The organism is Qipengyuania triglochinis, from assembly GCF_054655615.1.
Window position 1 is genome coordinate 20,417 of record NZ_BAAHND010000003.1, and the last position, 13,331, is coordinate 33,747.

Consider the following 13,331-nt stretch of genomic DNA (forward strand, 5'->3'; position numbering starts at 1 on the left):
AAGAACGCGAGAAACAATCTATTCGACGGTCACCGATTTGGCCAGATTTCTAGGCTGATCGACATCGGTACCCTTAACGCAGGCGACGTGATAGGCCAAAAGCTGCACAGGGATCGCGTAAACCAGCGGAGCGATCAGCGGGTGTACCTCGGGCATTTCGATGGTCGCGATGCAACCTTCACCCGCCTCCTCGAGACCTCTGGCATCCGAGATCAGCACGACTTGACCCCCACGAGCGCGCACCTCTTCCATGTTGGAAATGCTCTTTTCAAAAAGCGGGCCTGAGGGAGCTAGGACGATGACCGGCACGGCGTCATCGATAAGTGCTATCGGGCCATGTTTCATTTCGCCGCTGGCATAGCCTTCGGCGTGAATATAACTTATTTCCTTGAGCTTAAGCGCACCTTCGAGTGCCAATGGGAAGTCGGGACCGCGCCCCAGATAAAGAACATCGCGGGCAGGAGCGATGAGATGGGCCATGCTGGCGATATCGTCATCGTGGTCCAAGGCTTTATTAAGGCACGCGGGCGCCTCGAGAAGGTGGGCAACAACCTGCTGTTCTTCTTCTCGGCTCATTAGCCCTTTCTTAACCGCCATGTGAGCTGCCAAAGCTGCCAGAACGGCAAGTTGGCAGGTGAACGCCTTGGTGGAAGCAACGCCAATTTCCGGTCCGGCATGGGTCGGCAAAAGCAAATCGGCCTCTCGTGCCATAGTGCTCGTGGGCACGTTCACCACGGCGCCGATCGTCTGGCCGTTTTCCTTGCAATGGCGGAGTGCGGCCAGGGTATCGGCCGTCTCACCGCTCTGAGAAATGAATAGCGCGAGGCCGCCGTCTTCCAAGACCGGTTCGCGATAGCGGAACTCTGATGCGACATCGATATCGACCGGTACGCGAGCGAATTGCTCGAACCAGTACTTGGCGACCATGCCTGCATAATAGGACGTGCCACACGCCACGATCGTGATACGCCGAATAGACGAGATGTCGAAATCGAACTGCGGAAGCGCTACTGAATTATCGGCCTGGCGCAGATAGGAAGAGAGCGTTTGCGCCACGACCGTGGGCTGCTCGAATATCTCCTTCTGCATGAAGTGACGATAATTGCCCTTTTCGACGGCTGCAGCGGAAGCGCCGGATGTTCTGATTTCGCGTTCGACGACGCTCCCGTTTTCGTCACGGATGGTCACGCCGCCACGCTGGACAACGACCCAATCCCCTTCTTCCAGATAAGAAATCTGTTGCGTCAGCGGAGCGAGAGCCAGAGCATCCGAACCCAGATACATTTCGTCCGAGCCGTAACCTACGACCAATGGTGAACCGCGGCGCGCACCGATGATAATGTCCGGATGAGACCGAAAAACGATTGCGAGTGCGAAAGCGCCCCGCAGACGCGGCAGAACCTGTGCGACGGCGTCTTCTGGTGTCGCGCCATTTTCGACCCCAATCGAAACAAGGTGCGCGACTACTTCGCTATCTGTGTCGCTTTCGAGCGTGCGGCCCTTGTCGCGCAGTTCCGCCCGCAGCTCCTTGTAATTTTCGATGATCCCATTGTGAACAAGCGCTACGTGATCGGTCGCGTGCGGGTGGGCGTTCTTAGCCGTCGGCGCGCCGTGGGTCGCCCAACGCGTATGGGCAATACCAATGTCACCGGGCGCAGGGTTTTTGACGAGTTCTTCAACGAGATTGTTGAGTTTCCCTTCGGCCCGGCGGCGGATCAGTTCTCCGTCATCGATCGTACAAATACCGGCACTATCGTAGCCGCGGTATTCCATCCGCCGCAGCCCGTCGACAAGCCGATCGACTACGGCGTTCTTGCCCACGATTCCGATAATTCCGCACATATTTAGAGACCCTTCAGATTAGCAAAATCCGCTATAACGCCTGTGGCTTATCGATCAATCGGCGCGCGCCATGATCCGCTTCTGCGGGGTGGTCCACCACAATATCAATCCGGCACCGATGATGATCGCTGCGCCGGCCAACGTTACTATGTCCGGCACATCACCGAACCACCACCAGCCCAATACCGTGGCAACCAGCATCTGGATATACGTAGTGGGAGCAATGGTCGCGGCCCCTGCCCGCTGAGTACCGATGTACACCAGCCAGTGTGCACTGCTCGCGGTGCAGGCCACGAACGCGCAACGCGCCAGAACCGTCCAGTCCGGTACACCGAGCCGCAAACTGTCAATTCCCGAGATGTGCCCCCCAAAGGCTGCTATCAACAATATGGGCATCGCGACCACTTGCACGTAAGCCTGCATCGAAAGGGCACTACCCTGGCCCGCGCTTGCCCGATTGGCGATGATCATCAGGGCAAAGAAGGTGGCAGAAAGCAGCGGCAAAAGAGTAACAATTCCCAATGCTGCAAGGTTGGGGCGTAATATCAGCGCGACTCCCACCAGCGCGATTAGAGAAGCTCCCCAGACCGCTGGCCGAACTTTTTCTCCAAGCAACGGTGCACTTAATAGGGCGACGATCACAGGGGAAACAAAGGCCAGAGCCATCGCAGTGGCCAGAGGAAGAACGAATATAGCCGAGAAAAAGCAGAGTGTTGCCGCGGCCAGACAAAAGCCGCGCGCAGCTTGCAACCGAGGATTGCGTGGCCGGAATCCCTTTCTCCCCTCTTTCACTCCCAATAATGCGGACAGCCCGGCTGCACCCAAAGCGAAACGCATGGCCGCCACCCCGAGTGGTGAGAATTCACCAGCCATTGTTTTTATGACAGCATCGCCGACGCTCAACAGAGCGAAGCCACATAAAGCGATGATAATGCCGCTTCGTTCGGAAGGCTGCATGAGATCAGGTTCTTTTATGAAGAAGAGAAGGTTCGCCGCATCGCGGCAAATGTCTTTCCGATCAAGTCCGAGATTAGGGAAAAATCAAGGTTTCCGAATTATTCACCAAAGCTGCAAACGCACCATTGCCCTTGAGAACATAGGGCGCGGCGCATGGAAATATCAACGCTGAGGATTAAGCGATGAGTGCATTCGGGCGAAAGAACGGACCTGCAGGAATGGGCGCGGGAGCGCGGCCGCAGTTCGGTGTGGCTCGCCCGATGTCCGGCGTAGCGAGCCCAGAAAAGGGGCCGATACGCGAAAAAGGCGGTGAACAGTTCCCGCCCCTTCCACAAGATCCCCCCTCCCCGGGAGGAGCGCCGGCGTCGCCGCAGAACAGCGACGCGATGTCCCGTCTCGACGAGCGCATGAATACTGTCCATTCCGGCGAATCGGAGGTGGGCGGGTTCGAGGCATCAGTTCACAAGATCAAGGAGCAGGTGCTTCCGCGGCTCCTCGAGCGCGTAGACCCGGAAGCGGCCTCCACTCTCTCAAAAGATGAGCTTTCGGAAGAATTCCGGCCCATCATCATGGAAGTGCTCGCGGATCTCAAGGTTACGCTGAACCGGCGCGAACAGTTCGCGCTGGAAAAGGTTCTGGTCGACGAACTGCTTGGCTTCGGTCCGCTGGAAGAGTTGCTCAACGATCCCGACGTAACCGATATCATGGTCAACGGTCCCGACCAGACCTACATCGAAAAGAAGGGCAAGCTCACCATCGCCCCGATCCGCTTCCGGGACGAGACCCATCTTTTCCAGATCGCGCAGCGTATCGTGAACCAGGTCGGCCGCCGCGTCGACCAAACAACACCGCTGGCCGACGCCCGCCTGAAGGACGGTAGCCGTGTAAACGTCATCGTGCCACCGCTCTCGCTCAAGGGTACGGCCATCTCGATCCGTAAGTTCTCCGAGAAGCCGATCACACTCGATATGCTCCAGGGCTTCGGATCGATGAGCGAGAAGATGTGTACCGCGCTCAAGATCGCGGGCGCCTGCCGGATGAACATCGTGATCTCGGGTGGTACGGGTTCGGGTAAGACGACAATGCTCAATGCCTTGTCGAAGATGATCGACCCGGGCGAACGCGTGCTGACGATCGAGGACGCCGCCGAACTTCGGTTGCAACAGCCGCACTGGTTGCCGCTCGAAACGCGCCCGCCGAACCTTGAAGGACAGGGCGCAATCACCATCGGCGACCTCGTGAAGAACGCCCTGCGTATGCGACCCGACCGCATCATTCTGGGCGAAATTCGTGGCGCGGAATGTTTCGACCTTCTGGCCGCCATGAACACGGGCCATGATGGTTCGATGTGTACGCTTCACGCCAACAGCCCGCGCGAATGCCTTGGCCGTATGGAGAACATGATTCTCATGGGCGATATCAAGATCCCGAAAGAGGCCATCAGCCGTCAGATCGCTGAGTCGGTCGATCTCATCGTCCAGGTCAAACGTCTTCGCGACGGTTCTCGCCGCACGACCAACATTACCGAGGTGATCGGGATGGAAGGCGACGTGATCGTGACCCAAGAATTGTTCAAGTTCGAGTATCTGGACGAAACCGACGATGGCAAGATCATCGGCGAATTCCGGGCTTCGGGTCTGCGCCCCTACACACTCGAAAAAGCACGTCAGTTCGGCTTCGACCAAGCGTATTTGGAAGCTTGCCTTTAAAGTCTAGCCGCGCAACATCCCGGGTATCGCTACTGCCAGCAGGCCCCCGCCTATTACCGCGAAGGTGAGGAACAAACCGGTCCACGGCATCCAGCCGATCCGGTCGATGCGCGCCCGGCGGTTTCGGCGGCGATCCATGACAAGCGTGAAAAGAGCCAGCATCAAAAAGCCCGCCCCCCACATGGAAAGGATGTCGGCGTCGCTGGCGAAGGTGAGAAACTCGTGCATCGGCGCGCCATATGGTGTGGATTGGAGAGAGCGCCAAGGCTAACGTTCAGCTTTAACCGAACGGAACGCGTATTATGGAAAGGCGTTGTTAAGCCTCAGAAGGCCACCAACAGGTTCTTCGAGAAGGAAAACCTATGATCAAGAAACTCTTACTCGCGTTTGGCGCAACCTCAATCGCTTTGACCGCAGCGGCCTGCAACACCGTTAAGGGTGTCGGCAGGGATATCGAATCCGTTGGCAATGCCGGTGAAGACGCGATCGACTAAGGATCGATTTCAATGACCAGAAAACTGACGCTTCTCATTTCTGCCTTGACCATGTCGGTGGTGGTGGCTGGCTGCAATACGGTCAAGGGCTTGGGCGAGGACATCCAGTCCGTCGGTCGTGCCGGAGAAGAAGCAATCAACTGAGGCCAGTCGACTGGTTGTCAGGTAACGCCCGCCCTAACCGGCGGGCGTTTCGGTTTTGGGGGTAGCGTTCTTTCGGTAAACAAGTACCAAGTTATTGGCCGGCATTTGGTATCGAGCGGTTCGCTCGAACCCAGCCGCATTCGCCACCGAATCCACGTCATCCAAGTTCCGCAGCCCCCATTCGCTGTCGCGGCGCCTTAGATCGGCGTCGAATGCGATGTTTGAAGGCGCTGTTTCGACATCATTCTCTAGATAGGGTCCGTAGAGTATCAGGGGAGCGCCCTCTGTAAGCAGTTCTGCGCCGCCGCGGAATAGTCCGGCCGTTGCGGCCCATGGACTGATGTGGATCATGTTGATGCAGACGACTGCTTCAGCTCTGTCTACCGGCCAGACCGTATCACGCACATCCAACAGCAACGGCCGCTCAAGGTTGGGAAGACCTGCTTCACGAGCCCATTGCTCTGTCGACGCCAAAGCATCGGGATGCGGATCGGTTGGTTGCCACTGAATGGACGGGAAGCGGCGCGCCATGAAGACCGCATGTTCACCAGTGCCGCTAGCAACCTCAAGCACCGACCCAATCTCGGGAAGTTCTTTCGAGAGAACATCGGCAATGGGTGCGGAGTTGCGAGCAACTGCAGGTGATACGCGTTTCATGCGATCCTCATCGAGGAACTCGCAGATTGCTTCTTACCCCACCGGCCCGCGCTCGCCGTTCCCGGATGATCAGCCAAAGCAACAGTCCCAAGGGACCAGCAAGAAACGTGGCGAGCAAAATGGGCGCCTGCAACAGGCGCCCAAACGCCTTCGCATCAGCATCCCGTACAATCCAGATGCCGACGAACAGGTCGAAAGCGAGATAGTGGATCCAGCCAATAGTTACCCCGGCATCGGTAGCAAAGATCGACCGAATTCCCTCGATCGAGCCGAAATCCATACCCGACGAGTTTCCCCCCGACGATACGAAGAAACCGGTAAGTACGCCCGCCAGTGACACCGTGTAGGTGAAGCAAATCAGACCCACCCCCAGATAGAGGGCTGCCGAAAGCAATGCTGGCCAGCGCGGCAGGAAAATCAGAGCAGCCCACATCACCAAGGCGAGAACGTTAGCTGCGGCGAAAAGATTGTCCCACATTTCGATGTCTCTCAATCCTCGACCAGCGTCGGCAATGAATGAGCCGCCCGCATAATGGCGTCGTTATCATGGACGAACCTTCCCCGCGCGGCCCGCTTCGCCAGAGAGAGGGCAGCCTTCGCCACAAGTTCGGCGTCAATTCCGCGATATTGCCGATATTTGCCGTGCATGAAGAGGTTGGCAATCGGTGAGGCAGCAATGCCCAACCGCTCTGCAGTGCGACGATCATTATCGCGGCTCCCAACCAGCAGGCCGGGACGCAGAATATCGAGACGATTGAAACGCAGCCGCGTCAGATCACGCTCAACCTCGCCTTTCACGCGGAGGTAAAAGGTTTTCGACGTAGGGTCTGCCCCAACCGAACTAACATGGACAAACCGCTCAACCCCGTTGTCCAGCGCCGCATGTGCCGTCTGAAGCACGAGATCTTGATCCACAGCACGAAACGCCGCCTCGTCCTCGCCTGCCTTTTTCCATGTGGTTCCAAGTGCGCAAATGACCGCCTTTGGACGCAAAGCCTCAAATATTTCACCCCATTTGGCAGGATCGGCAACGAAGTATTCAATCCTGATACCATGAGGAAGGTTGGCTTCGCGCCGTGCAACGGCCTGAATGCGGACGTCCTCTCTACCCACACATGCTTCGAGGACCTTGCCTCCGACCAAGCCGGTTGCACCGACAAGACAGAGGCGCAGCGCATCAGACATTGGATAGGCCTTCCGGCGCACGACCATAGATTTTCCGGCACTGGTCGATCGCGAAACGGTCGGTCATGCCCGCGATGAAATCAGCGATATGCCGGCTCTTCTCCGGTTCGCTTGACGGTAATCTTTCGAACCAGTCGTCGGGCATGGTGCTGGGTTCCTGTTGATATGCGACGAACAGCCGCGCCACGACATCGCGGGCCTTTTCTGCCGTGGCGATCTGTTCGGCATGATAATACAGGCGTTCATACATGAATTTCTTAAGCCGCCGTTCCTCGTTCGCCAAATCGGGCGAGAAGCCGGCCAGTTGTCGGCCCGCGCCGCGAATTTGCCCGATATTCTCGATCCCTGATACATTGGCGCGGGTGTGGTCGATCACGTCGTTCACCATCAGCCCGATCTGGCTGCGGATCAGTTCGCGCAGCTGAATGTCGCGGGTGACGTGAGGGAAGCGCCGTTCGACCTTGCGGAACTGATCCGCCAGGAAATCGAGCTCCATCAGATCGTCGATATCGAGGAAGCCTGCACGCAAGCCATCGTCGATATCGTGATTGTCATATGCGATGTCGTCAGCGACAGCGGCGACCTGCGCTTCGAGCGAGGGCCATTCTCCCAGTTCGAGCGGAAAGGCGCCGTCGACTTCAGCGAGTGCCCAGTTTGCGGCCTCGACCGGTCCATTGTGCTTCGCCATTCCCTCGAGCATTTCCCAGGTCAGGTTCAGCCCGACGCGATCGGGATAGGGGCTTTCCAGCCGCGCAAGGGTGCGAATGCCATGCGCATTGTGATCGTAGCCTCCGGCATGGCTCATCGCCTCTTCCAGCGCCTTTTCTCCGGCATGGCCGAAGGGCGGGTGCCCTATATCATGCGCAAGGCAGAGCGCCTCGGTCAGATCCTCGTCCAGCCCCAGCTCACGTGCGATCACGCGACCGATCTGTGCCACCTCGATGCTGTGAGTGAGGCGGGTACGGTAATGGTCGCCATCGGGCGCGACGAAGACCTGTGTCTTGGAGCGCAGGCGGCGGAACGAGATCGAGTGGATGATCCGGTCCCTATCCCGCTGGAATTCGCTGCGCGGCCCGCGCGCGCCGTCGCGGTCTTCGATGAATTCGCGCCCGCGCGATGTGGCGGGGTCGGCAGCGTAAGGGGCTTTTTGCATGTGCGAGCGGCTTAGGTCAGCCGACTCATCGCGACAACGTGAACGAAAAGCGAACCTTCCCGCTTTTCGGCAGGAAGGTTCGCACTATCGGGCAAAAGCCCGGTTCTAGCCGAAGATCCAGTCAGCCGCGGCGCGGCAGTGGATGTCGGTGGAATCGAACACCGGCAGGACATTGGCATCGGTATCGACGACCAGTTCGAGTTCGGTGCAGGCCAGCACGATGGCGTCGGCGCCTTGCTTGTCCTTCATGGTGATCAGGCTCTTGAGCGCCCGTTCCGCATCGCGGGTCACGCGGCCCAGCATCAGTTCCTTGTAGATGATGCCATCGACCAGTTCGACATCGCCCGGATCGGGCGGCAGCAGATCGACGCCGTGCGAGACCAGCCGCTGGCGATACCAGCTTTCGGTCATCACGAAGCGCGTGCCCAGCAGCGCAGCGCTTTCGCACTTCGCCTCGGCCATCGCCTCGCCCACTGCATCGGCAATGTGGATCACCGGGATCGAGATCCCTTCGGCCACGCGGTCATAGACCTTGTGCATGGTGTTGGCCGCGATCACGAGGCCTTCGGCACCGGCGGCTTCCAACTTGCGGGCGCTTTCGACGAGGATCGAGGCAACACCGTCCCAGTCATCGGAGTTCTTGGCCGCGGCAATGCGCGAATAGTCCAGGCTTTCGATGACCATCGGCGCGCTGGCCATGGGCTGCGCCCGTTGCTGGACCAGCTTGTTGATCCGTTCGTAATAGGCGCGGGTGGAAATCCAGCTCATCCCGCCGATGAGACCCAATGTGCGCAAAGTCCGCGCTCCCTTCATGTTTGTTACGCCGCCCCTGTGCGGCCCCTCATGTTCAAGGGGTTAGAACGGACTCGGCACCTGCCGGTTCCGCGATCGGCAGATCGGGCGGAACAAGCGCCTCCGGCAGCCAGATCGCCAGGTCGGTGGCGCTGCGTTCCGCCGCCTCTTCCATCGGCAGATGGCCCACCTGGTCATAGGCAACCAGCGTGGAGCGCGGCAGATGCCGATCATACCAAAGCGCCGCCTCATAAGGGATCAGCGAGTCCTCCTTGCCCCAGATGATCAGCGTGGGCACCTGAACCCGCGCCAGATCCTTTGCATCGAAACTGCTGCGCGGCGTGCCGAACCGCTTGCGGGTGGCGCCGCGATTGCCCGGATAGCGCGCCAGTTCCCAATAGCGATCGATGGCAGCATCGGTAACGATGGCCTGATTGGACACGCTCTGCCGCAGGCTCTTGGCAACCAGGCTGCGCGGCAACAGCTGGCTCATAATGTCGCCCACCACCGGCACGCCCGCCAGCGTGAAGGCGACATTGCCGCCCCCTTCCCGCTTCACCGGCGCGCCTGCGGCATCGACCAGCACCAGCGCGTCGAGCCGCCACGGCTTGGCGATCGCGTAGGCCATGGCGATGCCGCCCCCCATCGAATTGCCCGCCAGCGTGAAGGTGTCGACACCAAGCTTGGCAGTCACCGCGTCGATATCCGCGCCGAATGCTTCGGGGCTATAGTCATCGTCCGGCGCGGGGCCGGTCAGGCCGTGGCCGCGCTGGTCGAAACGGATCACGCGGTAATCCGCCTTCAGCATGTCGGCCCATTCCTGCCACGTGTGCAGGTCGGAGTTCGATCCGTGAAGCAGCACGATCACCGGCGCATCGCGCGGCCCTTCGTCGCGGACATGGATCGCCCGCCCTTCCCCAACCGGGATGAACTGCGACGGGGCCGCGCCGTATTTGGCGCGCATCGCCGCAGGGTCGGTATCGGGTACGCGGAAGACCAGCACGGCGATCACAAGCACCGCGACCAGAATCAGCAGACCGCGCCAGACCCACTTCATCGACCCCCTCCCCGTTCAGCTTCGCACGCCCATTCCTGAAGGATGGAGCGGCTGGAGCACAGTCCAGGGGAGAAAATCCCCGCTACGCATCGGGTGCCCCCACAGCCTGGTTTGGTCATGCTCATGACGGGGAAGATAGGCGAATTGGTCAGGAGTAGGAAAGGGCCGAAGCGGCCTTTGCCCCCGCCCCATCCCGTTCTCATGATCGCTTTCGTGCGCTACCGGCCTAGCGGAAAGTGAAGGAGCAGATCGCGGCAGAGGTGCCGACCACCTCAATCGCTTCGGGATCGTCCACCCTCCGCAGCCGCTCGAGAAATTCAGCCATGGTCAGCGGCACGTCGCTTTCGCCCTCGCGCGCCTGCAAATTCTCCAGCTTGCGCAATTGGTTAAGCGAAAGGCGTTCCGACATGCGCTGGCCCATGCAGGCGGCCACCGGCTGGGGAATACCCTTGTCGACCAGCGTGGTCTCGATCCTGTCGGAAGTGACCTGCTCCACCCCGCCAAGAGCCCCCCACAGAAACAGGCCGCCAATGGCGAGCAGGGCGATGATAATAATGATTTTACGCATGAATTCAGTCGAGTGCCTTCACGATTTCTTCGACCATCTTCTTGGCATCTGACAGCAGCATCATGGTCTGGTCCATGTAGAAGACGTCATTGTCCACGCCCGCATAGCCCACCCCGCCCATGCTGCGCTTGATGAAGAAGACCTGTTTGGCCTTGTCCACATCGAACACGGGCATGCCGTAGATGGGGCTGGACTTGTCCGTCTTGGCCGCCGGGTTCACTACGTCGTTTGCCCCGATGATGAAGGCTACGTCCGCCTGCGCGAATTCGCTGTTGATGTCTTCCAGCTCGAAGACGTTCTCGTAAGGCACCTGCGCTTCGGCCAGCAGCACATTCATGTGCCCCGGCATACGCCCGGCAACGGGGTGGATGGCGTATTTCACCTCCACGCCCTTTTCCTCCAGGACATCGGCCATTTCGCGCAGCGCGTGCTGGGCCTGCGCCACCGCCATGCCATAGCCGGGGATGATGATGACCTTTTCCGCCTGTTCCAGTATGAAAGCCGCATCGGCCGCGCTGCCCTGCTTGTAGGGGCGCTGTTCCTTCGCCTCGCCACGGGCACCGCCGCTATCGTCCGCGCCAAAGCCGCCTGCGATCACGCTGATGAAGCTGCGGTTCATGGCGCGGCACATGATGTAGCTGAGGATCGCGCCCGAGCTGCCCACCAGCGCGCCAGTGATGATCATCGCCGTATTGCCCAACGTGAAGCCCATCGCCGCTGCGGCCCAGCCCGAATAGCTGTTCAGCATCGACACCACGACCGGCATATCCGCCCCGCCGATCGGGATGATCAGCAGGAAGCCGATCACGAAGGCCAGCACGGTCAGCGCAATGATCAGCGGCATGGTTTCGGCGGGCGCTGCCATGGCGAACAGCGCAGTCAGTGCGATGATGGCAACCAGCGTGCCGAGGTTGATGACATGGCGCGCGGGGAGAAGGATAGGCGAACCGCTCATCCTGCCCGACAGCTTGAGGAAGGCGATGACCGAGCCGGAGAAGGTGATCGCGCCGATAGCGATGCCCAGGCCCATTTCGACTTTGGAGACCGCGCCGATCTGCATGGGCAGACTGTAGTCCGTGCCGATCGTTTCCATCGGCACCAGCAAGCCGAATGCGCCCGGGTTGAGATAGGCCGCCCAGCCCACCAGCACTGCGGCAAGGCCGACGAGCGAGTGGAAGGCCGCGACCAGCTCGGGCATCGCGGTCATGGCGATGCGCCGCGCGATGGTGATGCCGATGATTGCGCCGATGGCGATGGCGATGAGGATTTCGCCGAGGTTCGCGATATCGTGCGTCACAAGCGTCGTCACCACCGCGATCAGCATGCCCACCATGCCGAAGCGGTTGCCCGTTCGGCTCGTCGCGGGGGAGGACAGGCCGCGCAGCGCGAGGATGAAGAACACGCCCGACACCAGATAGGCGAGCGCGACCCACGGGTTCACCGCCTCGCCGGTTGCGGCATGGGCAGGTGTGGCAAAACCAAGCATCGTCATCGCGAGAAGCGCAGCGACGACGCGATCCATCGACCGGCCGCGAGGCTGCTCGGAATGGTCATGGATTGCCGCAGCGACTACGTCGCCTCGCAATGACGAGGTGGAGAGGAAGCGCGTCATCACTTCTTCTCCTTCTTCTTGTACATCGCCAGCATCCGCGCCGTCACCGCAAAGCCGCCGAAGATGTTCACGGATGCGAGGACGATACCGAACAGCCCCAGCCACTTCGCCCCCGGCACATCCGCCGCCGCCGCCGCGATCAGCGCACCGACGATGATCACGGAGGAAATCGCATTGGTCACCGCCATCAACGGCGTGTGCAGCGCGGGCGTGACCGACCAGACCACGTAATAGCCGACGAAACACGCCAGCACGAAAATCGACAGGATCGAAATGAAATCCATCTGTCCGCCCCTTCCCTTGAACTTGCCCGATGTTGTGCAAGAGGATGGGAGCAAAGTCGAGCGCCGAAACGAACAGGGCCGCCAATGCACTCTGCACTCGCGGCCCCGAACTATCGTCTGAAGATGAATTACATGGTCGGCGTCAGCACACCGTTCACGACATGGATCACGCCGTTCGACTGCATGACGTCGGCCTGCGTGACATAAGCGGAACTGCCGTTCTTGCCCATAATCATGACATTGCCGTCACGCATGGTGAAGGTCAGCGGTTCACCCTCGACCGTGGTGACCGTGGCCGTTCCATTGCCGGCGCGGATGCGATCCATCAGATCGGCTGCGGTCACGCGGCCCGGGACGACGTGATAGGTCAGCACTTTCTGCAGCGCAGGCCTGTTGCTGTCCATCATCAGCATGTTGCGGGTCGCTTCGGGCACACGGGCAAAGGCCGCGTCGGTCGGAGCGAAAACGGTAAAGGGTCCCGGGCCCGAAAGCGTGTCGACCAGTTGCGCCTGTTTCACGGCAGCGACAAGCGTGGTGTGGATCGGCGAATTCACCGCGTTTTCGATGATGTTCTGATTGGCATACATGGCCGCGCCGTCGACATAAGCGACATCGTTATCCATTCCGCCATTCATCGTGGTTGCGCATCCGGCGAGTGTCAGTGCCGAAGCAGCGATGCCTGTTAGAAGTACTTTGTTCATTATAGGGTCCCTTTTCATCTCCCGACCCCATTACGGTTTAGCGATCACTAATGTTCCGAAAGGTAGGGAGTTAGGGTCCCGCCCGAATGGCTTGTCGCGCTTACCGACCCGCCATCATGGGAAGAGAGGCGGCGGCTCGATCCATTTATCCGCATTGGAAGGTGGCGATGCTGAAC

General features: G+C 59.8%; 16 protein-coding genes. 3 read left to right on the forward strand and 13 right to left on the reverse strand.

Annotated features, from left to right (window positions below):
* Window positions 1–18: 18 nt before the first annotated feature.
* Together glmS and ACYQ0G_RS11885 are read right to left on the reverse strand one after the other, a co-directional pair.
* Complete coding sequence (gene glmS / locus ACYQ0G_RS11880; protein WP_460102900.1) at window positions 19–1,842, reverse strand: glutamine--fructose-6-phosphate transaminase (isomerizing); 1,824 nt, start codon at window positions 1,840–1,842, stop codon at window positions 19–21.
* Between the two features lie 54 nt (window positions 1,843–1,896).
* Window positions 1,897–2,799, reverse strand: a complete 903-nt coding sequence (locus tag ACYQ0G_RS11885; RefSeq protein WP_460102902.1) for a DMT family transporter — start codon at window positions 2,797–2,799, stop codon at window positions 1,897–1,899.
* Between the two features lie 182 nt (window positions 2,800–2,981).
* Here ACYQ0G_RS11885 and ACYQ0G_RS11890 point away from each other — a divergent pair, with 182 nt between their 5' ends.
* Window positions 2,982–4,508 (forward strand): TadA family conjugal transfer-associated ATPase, encoded by a 1,527-nt coding sequence (locus ACYQ0G_RS11890; protein ID WP_460102904.1) that lies wholly within the window; start codon window positions 2,982–2,984, stop codon window positions 4,506–4,508.
* Between the two features lie 3 nt (window positions 4,509–4,511).
* Here the strand turns inward: ACYQ0G_RS11890 and ACYQ0G_RS11895 are convergent, their stop codons facing one another.
* The gene (locus ACYQ0G_RS11895) at window positions 4,512–4,736 is read right to left on the reverse strand and encodes a hypothetical protein (RefSeq protein WP_460102906.1); all 225 of its coding nucleotides are present in this window, start codon (window positions 4,734–4,736) and stop codon (window positions 4,512–4,514) included.
* 134 nt (window positions 4,737–4,870) lie between these two features.
* On the opposite strand from ACYQ0G_RS11895, the gene ACYQ0G_RS11900 reads away from it, so the two are divergent.
* The gene (locus ACYQ0G_RS11900; protein WP_460102907.1) at window positions 4,871–5,002 is read left to right on the forward strand and encodes an entericidin A/B family lipoprotein; all 132 of its coding nucleotides are present in this window, start codon (window positions 4,871–4,873) and stop codon (window positions 5,000–5,002) included.
* Window positions 5,003–5,014: 12 nt separating this feature from the next.
* Window positions 5,015–5,146: an entericidin A/B family lipoprotein gene (locus ACYQ0G_RS11905; protein ID WP_221542048.1), complete on the forward strand. Its 132-nt coding sequence runs from the start codon at window positions 5,015–5,017 to the stop codon at window positions 5,144–5,146.
* A gap of 33 nt (window positions 5,147–5,179) precedes the next feature.
* Here the strand turns inward: ACYQ0G_RS11905 and ACYQ0G_RS11910 are convergent, their stop codons facing one another.
* The 10 genes from ACYQ0G_RS11910 to ACYQ0G_RS11955 all read right to left on the reverse strand — a co-directional run bounded on the left by ACYQ0G_RS11910 (window position 5,180) and on the right by ACYQ0G_RS11955 (window position 13,155).
* Entirely contained in the window at window positions 5,180–5,803 is a 624-nt protein-coding gene (locus ACYQ0G_RS11910) for a DUF938 domain-containing protein (protein ID WP_460102909.1), read from the reverse strand.
* 7 nt (window positions 5,804–5,810) lie between these two features.
* Window positions 5,811–6,281 carry an ABA4-like family protein gene (locus tag ACYQ0G_RS11915; RefSeq protein WP_460102911.1) on the reverse strand — a complete coding sequence of 157 codons (471 nt, stop codon included), beginning with the start codon at window positions 6,279–6,281 and terminating at the stop codon, window positions 5,811–5,813.
* 11 nt (window positions 6,282–6,292) lie between these two features.
* A complete protein-coding gene (locus ACYQ0G_RS11920; RefSeq protein WP_460102914.1) occupies window positions 6,293–6,988 on the reverse strand; it encodes an NAD(P)H-binding protein in 696 nt (231 codons plus the stop codon).
* Complete coding sequence (locus ACYQ0G_RS11925; RefSeq protein ID WP_460102916.1) at window positions 6,981–8,141, reverse strand: deoxyguanosinetriphosphate triphosphohydrolase; 1,161 nt, start codon at window positions 8,139–8,141, stop codon at window positions 6,981–6,983. Before ACYQ0G_RS11925 ends, ACYQ0G_RS11920 begins: the two co-directional genes overlap by 8 nt.
* 105 nt (window positions 8,142–8,246) lie before the next feature.
* Complete coding sequence (locus tag ACYQ0G_RS11930) at window positions 8,247–8,954, reverse strand: aspartate/glutamate racemase family protein (protein ID WP_460102918.1); 708 nt, start codon at window positions 8,952–8,954, stop codon at window positions 8,247–8,249.
* A 34-nt stretch (window positions 8,955–8,988) separates the two neighbouring features.
* Window positions 8,989–9,990 (reverse strand): alpha/beta fold hydrolase, encoded by a 1,002-nt coding sequence (locus tag ACYQ0G_RS11935; RefSeq protein WP_460102920.1) that lies wholly within the window; start codon window positions 9,988–9,990, stop codon window positions 8,989–8,991.
* 226 nt (window positions 9,991–10,216) lie between these two features.
* The gene (locus ACYQ0G_RS11940; protein ID WP_460102922.1) at window positions 10,217–10,558 is read right to left on the reverse strand and encodes a hypothetical protein; all 342 of its coding nucleotides are present in this window, start codon (window positions 10,556–10,558) and stop codon (window positions 10,217–10,219) included.
* A 4-nt stretch (window positions 10,559–10,562) separates the two neighbouring features.
* Window positions 10,563–12,044: an NAD(P)(+) transhydrogenase (Re/Si-specific) subunit beta gene (locus tag ACYQ0G_RS11945; protein WP_460103358.1), complete on the reverse strand. Its 1,482-nt coding sequence runs from the start codon at window positions 12,042–12,044 to the stop codon at window positions 10,563–10,565.
* Between the two features lie 125 nt (window positions 12,045–12,169).
* A complete protein-coding gene (locus ACYQ0G_RS11950) occupies window positions 12,170–12,454 on the reverse strand; it encodes an NAD(P) transhydrogenase subunit alpha part 2 (RefSeq protein ID WP_460102924.1) in 285 nt (94 codons plus the stop codon).
* 128 nt (window positions 12,455–12,582) lie between these two features.
* The gene (locus ACYQ0G_RS11955) at window positions 12,583–13,155 is read right to left on the reverse strand and encodes a fasciclin domain-containing protein (protein WP_460102926.1); all 573 of its coding nucleotides are present in this window, start codon (window positions 13,153–13,155) and stop codon (window positions 12,583–12,585) included.
* Window positions 13,156–13,331 lie beyond the last annotated feature (176 nt).

Coding starts and splice junctions, on each gene's coding strand:
- ACYQ0G_RS11950 (WP_460102924.1), bottom strand. CDS start 12,454: ATGGATTTCATTTCGATCCTGTCGATTTTCGTGCTGGCGTGTTTCGTC.
- ACYQ0G_RS11955 (WP_460102926.1), bottom strand. CDS start 13,155: ATGAACAAAGTACTTCTAACAGGCATCGCTGCTTCGGCACTGACACTC.
- ACYQ0G_RS11940 (WP_460102922.1), bottom strand. CDS start 10,558: ATGCGTAAAATCATTATTATCATCGCCCTGCTCGCCATTGGCGGCCTG.
- ACYQ0G_RS11905 (WP_221542048.1), top strand. CDS start 5,015: ATGACCAGAAAACTGACGCTTCTCATTTCTGCCTTGACCATGTCGGTG.
- ACYQ0G_RS11930 (WP_460102918.1), bottom strand. CDS start 8,954: ATGAAGGGAGCGCGGACTTTGCGCACATTGGGTCTCATCGGCGGGATG.
- ACYQ0G_RS11885 (WP_460102902.1), bottom strand. CDS start 2,799: ATGCAGCCTTCCGAACGAAGCGGCATTATCATCGCTTTATGTGGCTTC.
- ACYQ0G_RS11915 (WP_460102911.1), bottom strand. CDS start 6,281: ATGTGGGACAATCTTTTCGCCGCAGCTAACGTTCTCGCCTTGGTGATG.
- ACYQ0G_RS11935 (WP_460102920.1), bottom strand. CDS start 9,990: ATGAAGTGGGTCTGGCGCGGTCTGCTGATTCTGGTCGCGGTGCTTGTG.
- ACYQ0G_RS11945 (WP_460103358.1), bottom strand. CDS start 12,044: ATGCTTGGTTTTGCCACACCTGCCCATGCCGCAACCGGCGAGGCGGTG.
- ACYQ0G_RS11920 (WP_460102914.1), bottom strand. CDS start 6,988: ATGTCTGATGCGCTGCGCCTCTGTCTTGTCGGTGCAACCGGCTTGGTC.
- glmS (WP_460102900.1), bottom strand. CDS start 1,842: ATGTGCGGAATTATCGGAATCGTGGGCAAGAACGCCGTAGTCGATCGG.
- ACYQ0G_RS11910 (WP_460102909.1), bottom strand. CDS start 5,803: ATGAAACGCGTATCACCTGCAGTTGCTCGCAACTCCGCACCCATTGCC.
- ACYQ0G_RS11895 (WP_460102906.1), bottom strand. CDS start 4,736: ATGCACGAGTTTCTCACCTTCGCCAGCGACGCCGACATCCTTTCCATG.
- ACYQ0G_RS11925 (WP_460102916.1), bottom strand. CDS start 8,141: ATGCAAAAAGCCCCTTACGCTGCCGACCCCGCCACATCGCGCGGGCGC.
- ACYQ0G_RS11890 (WP_460102904.1), top strand. CDS start 2,982: ATGAGTGCATTCGGGCGAAAGAACGGACCTGCAGGAATGGGCGCGGGA.
- ACYQ0G_RS11900 (WP_460102907.1), top strand. CDS start 4,871: ATGATCAAGAAACTCTTACTCGCGTTTGGCGCAACCTCAATCGCTTTG.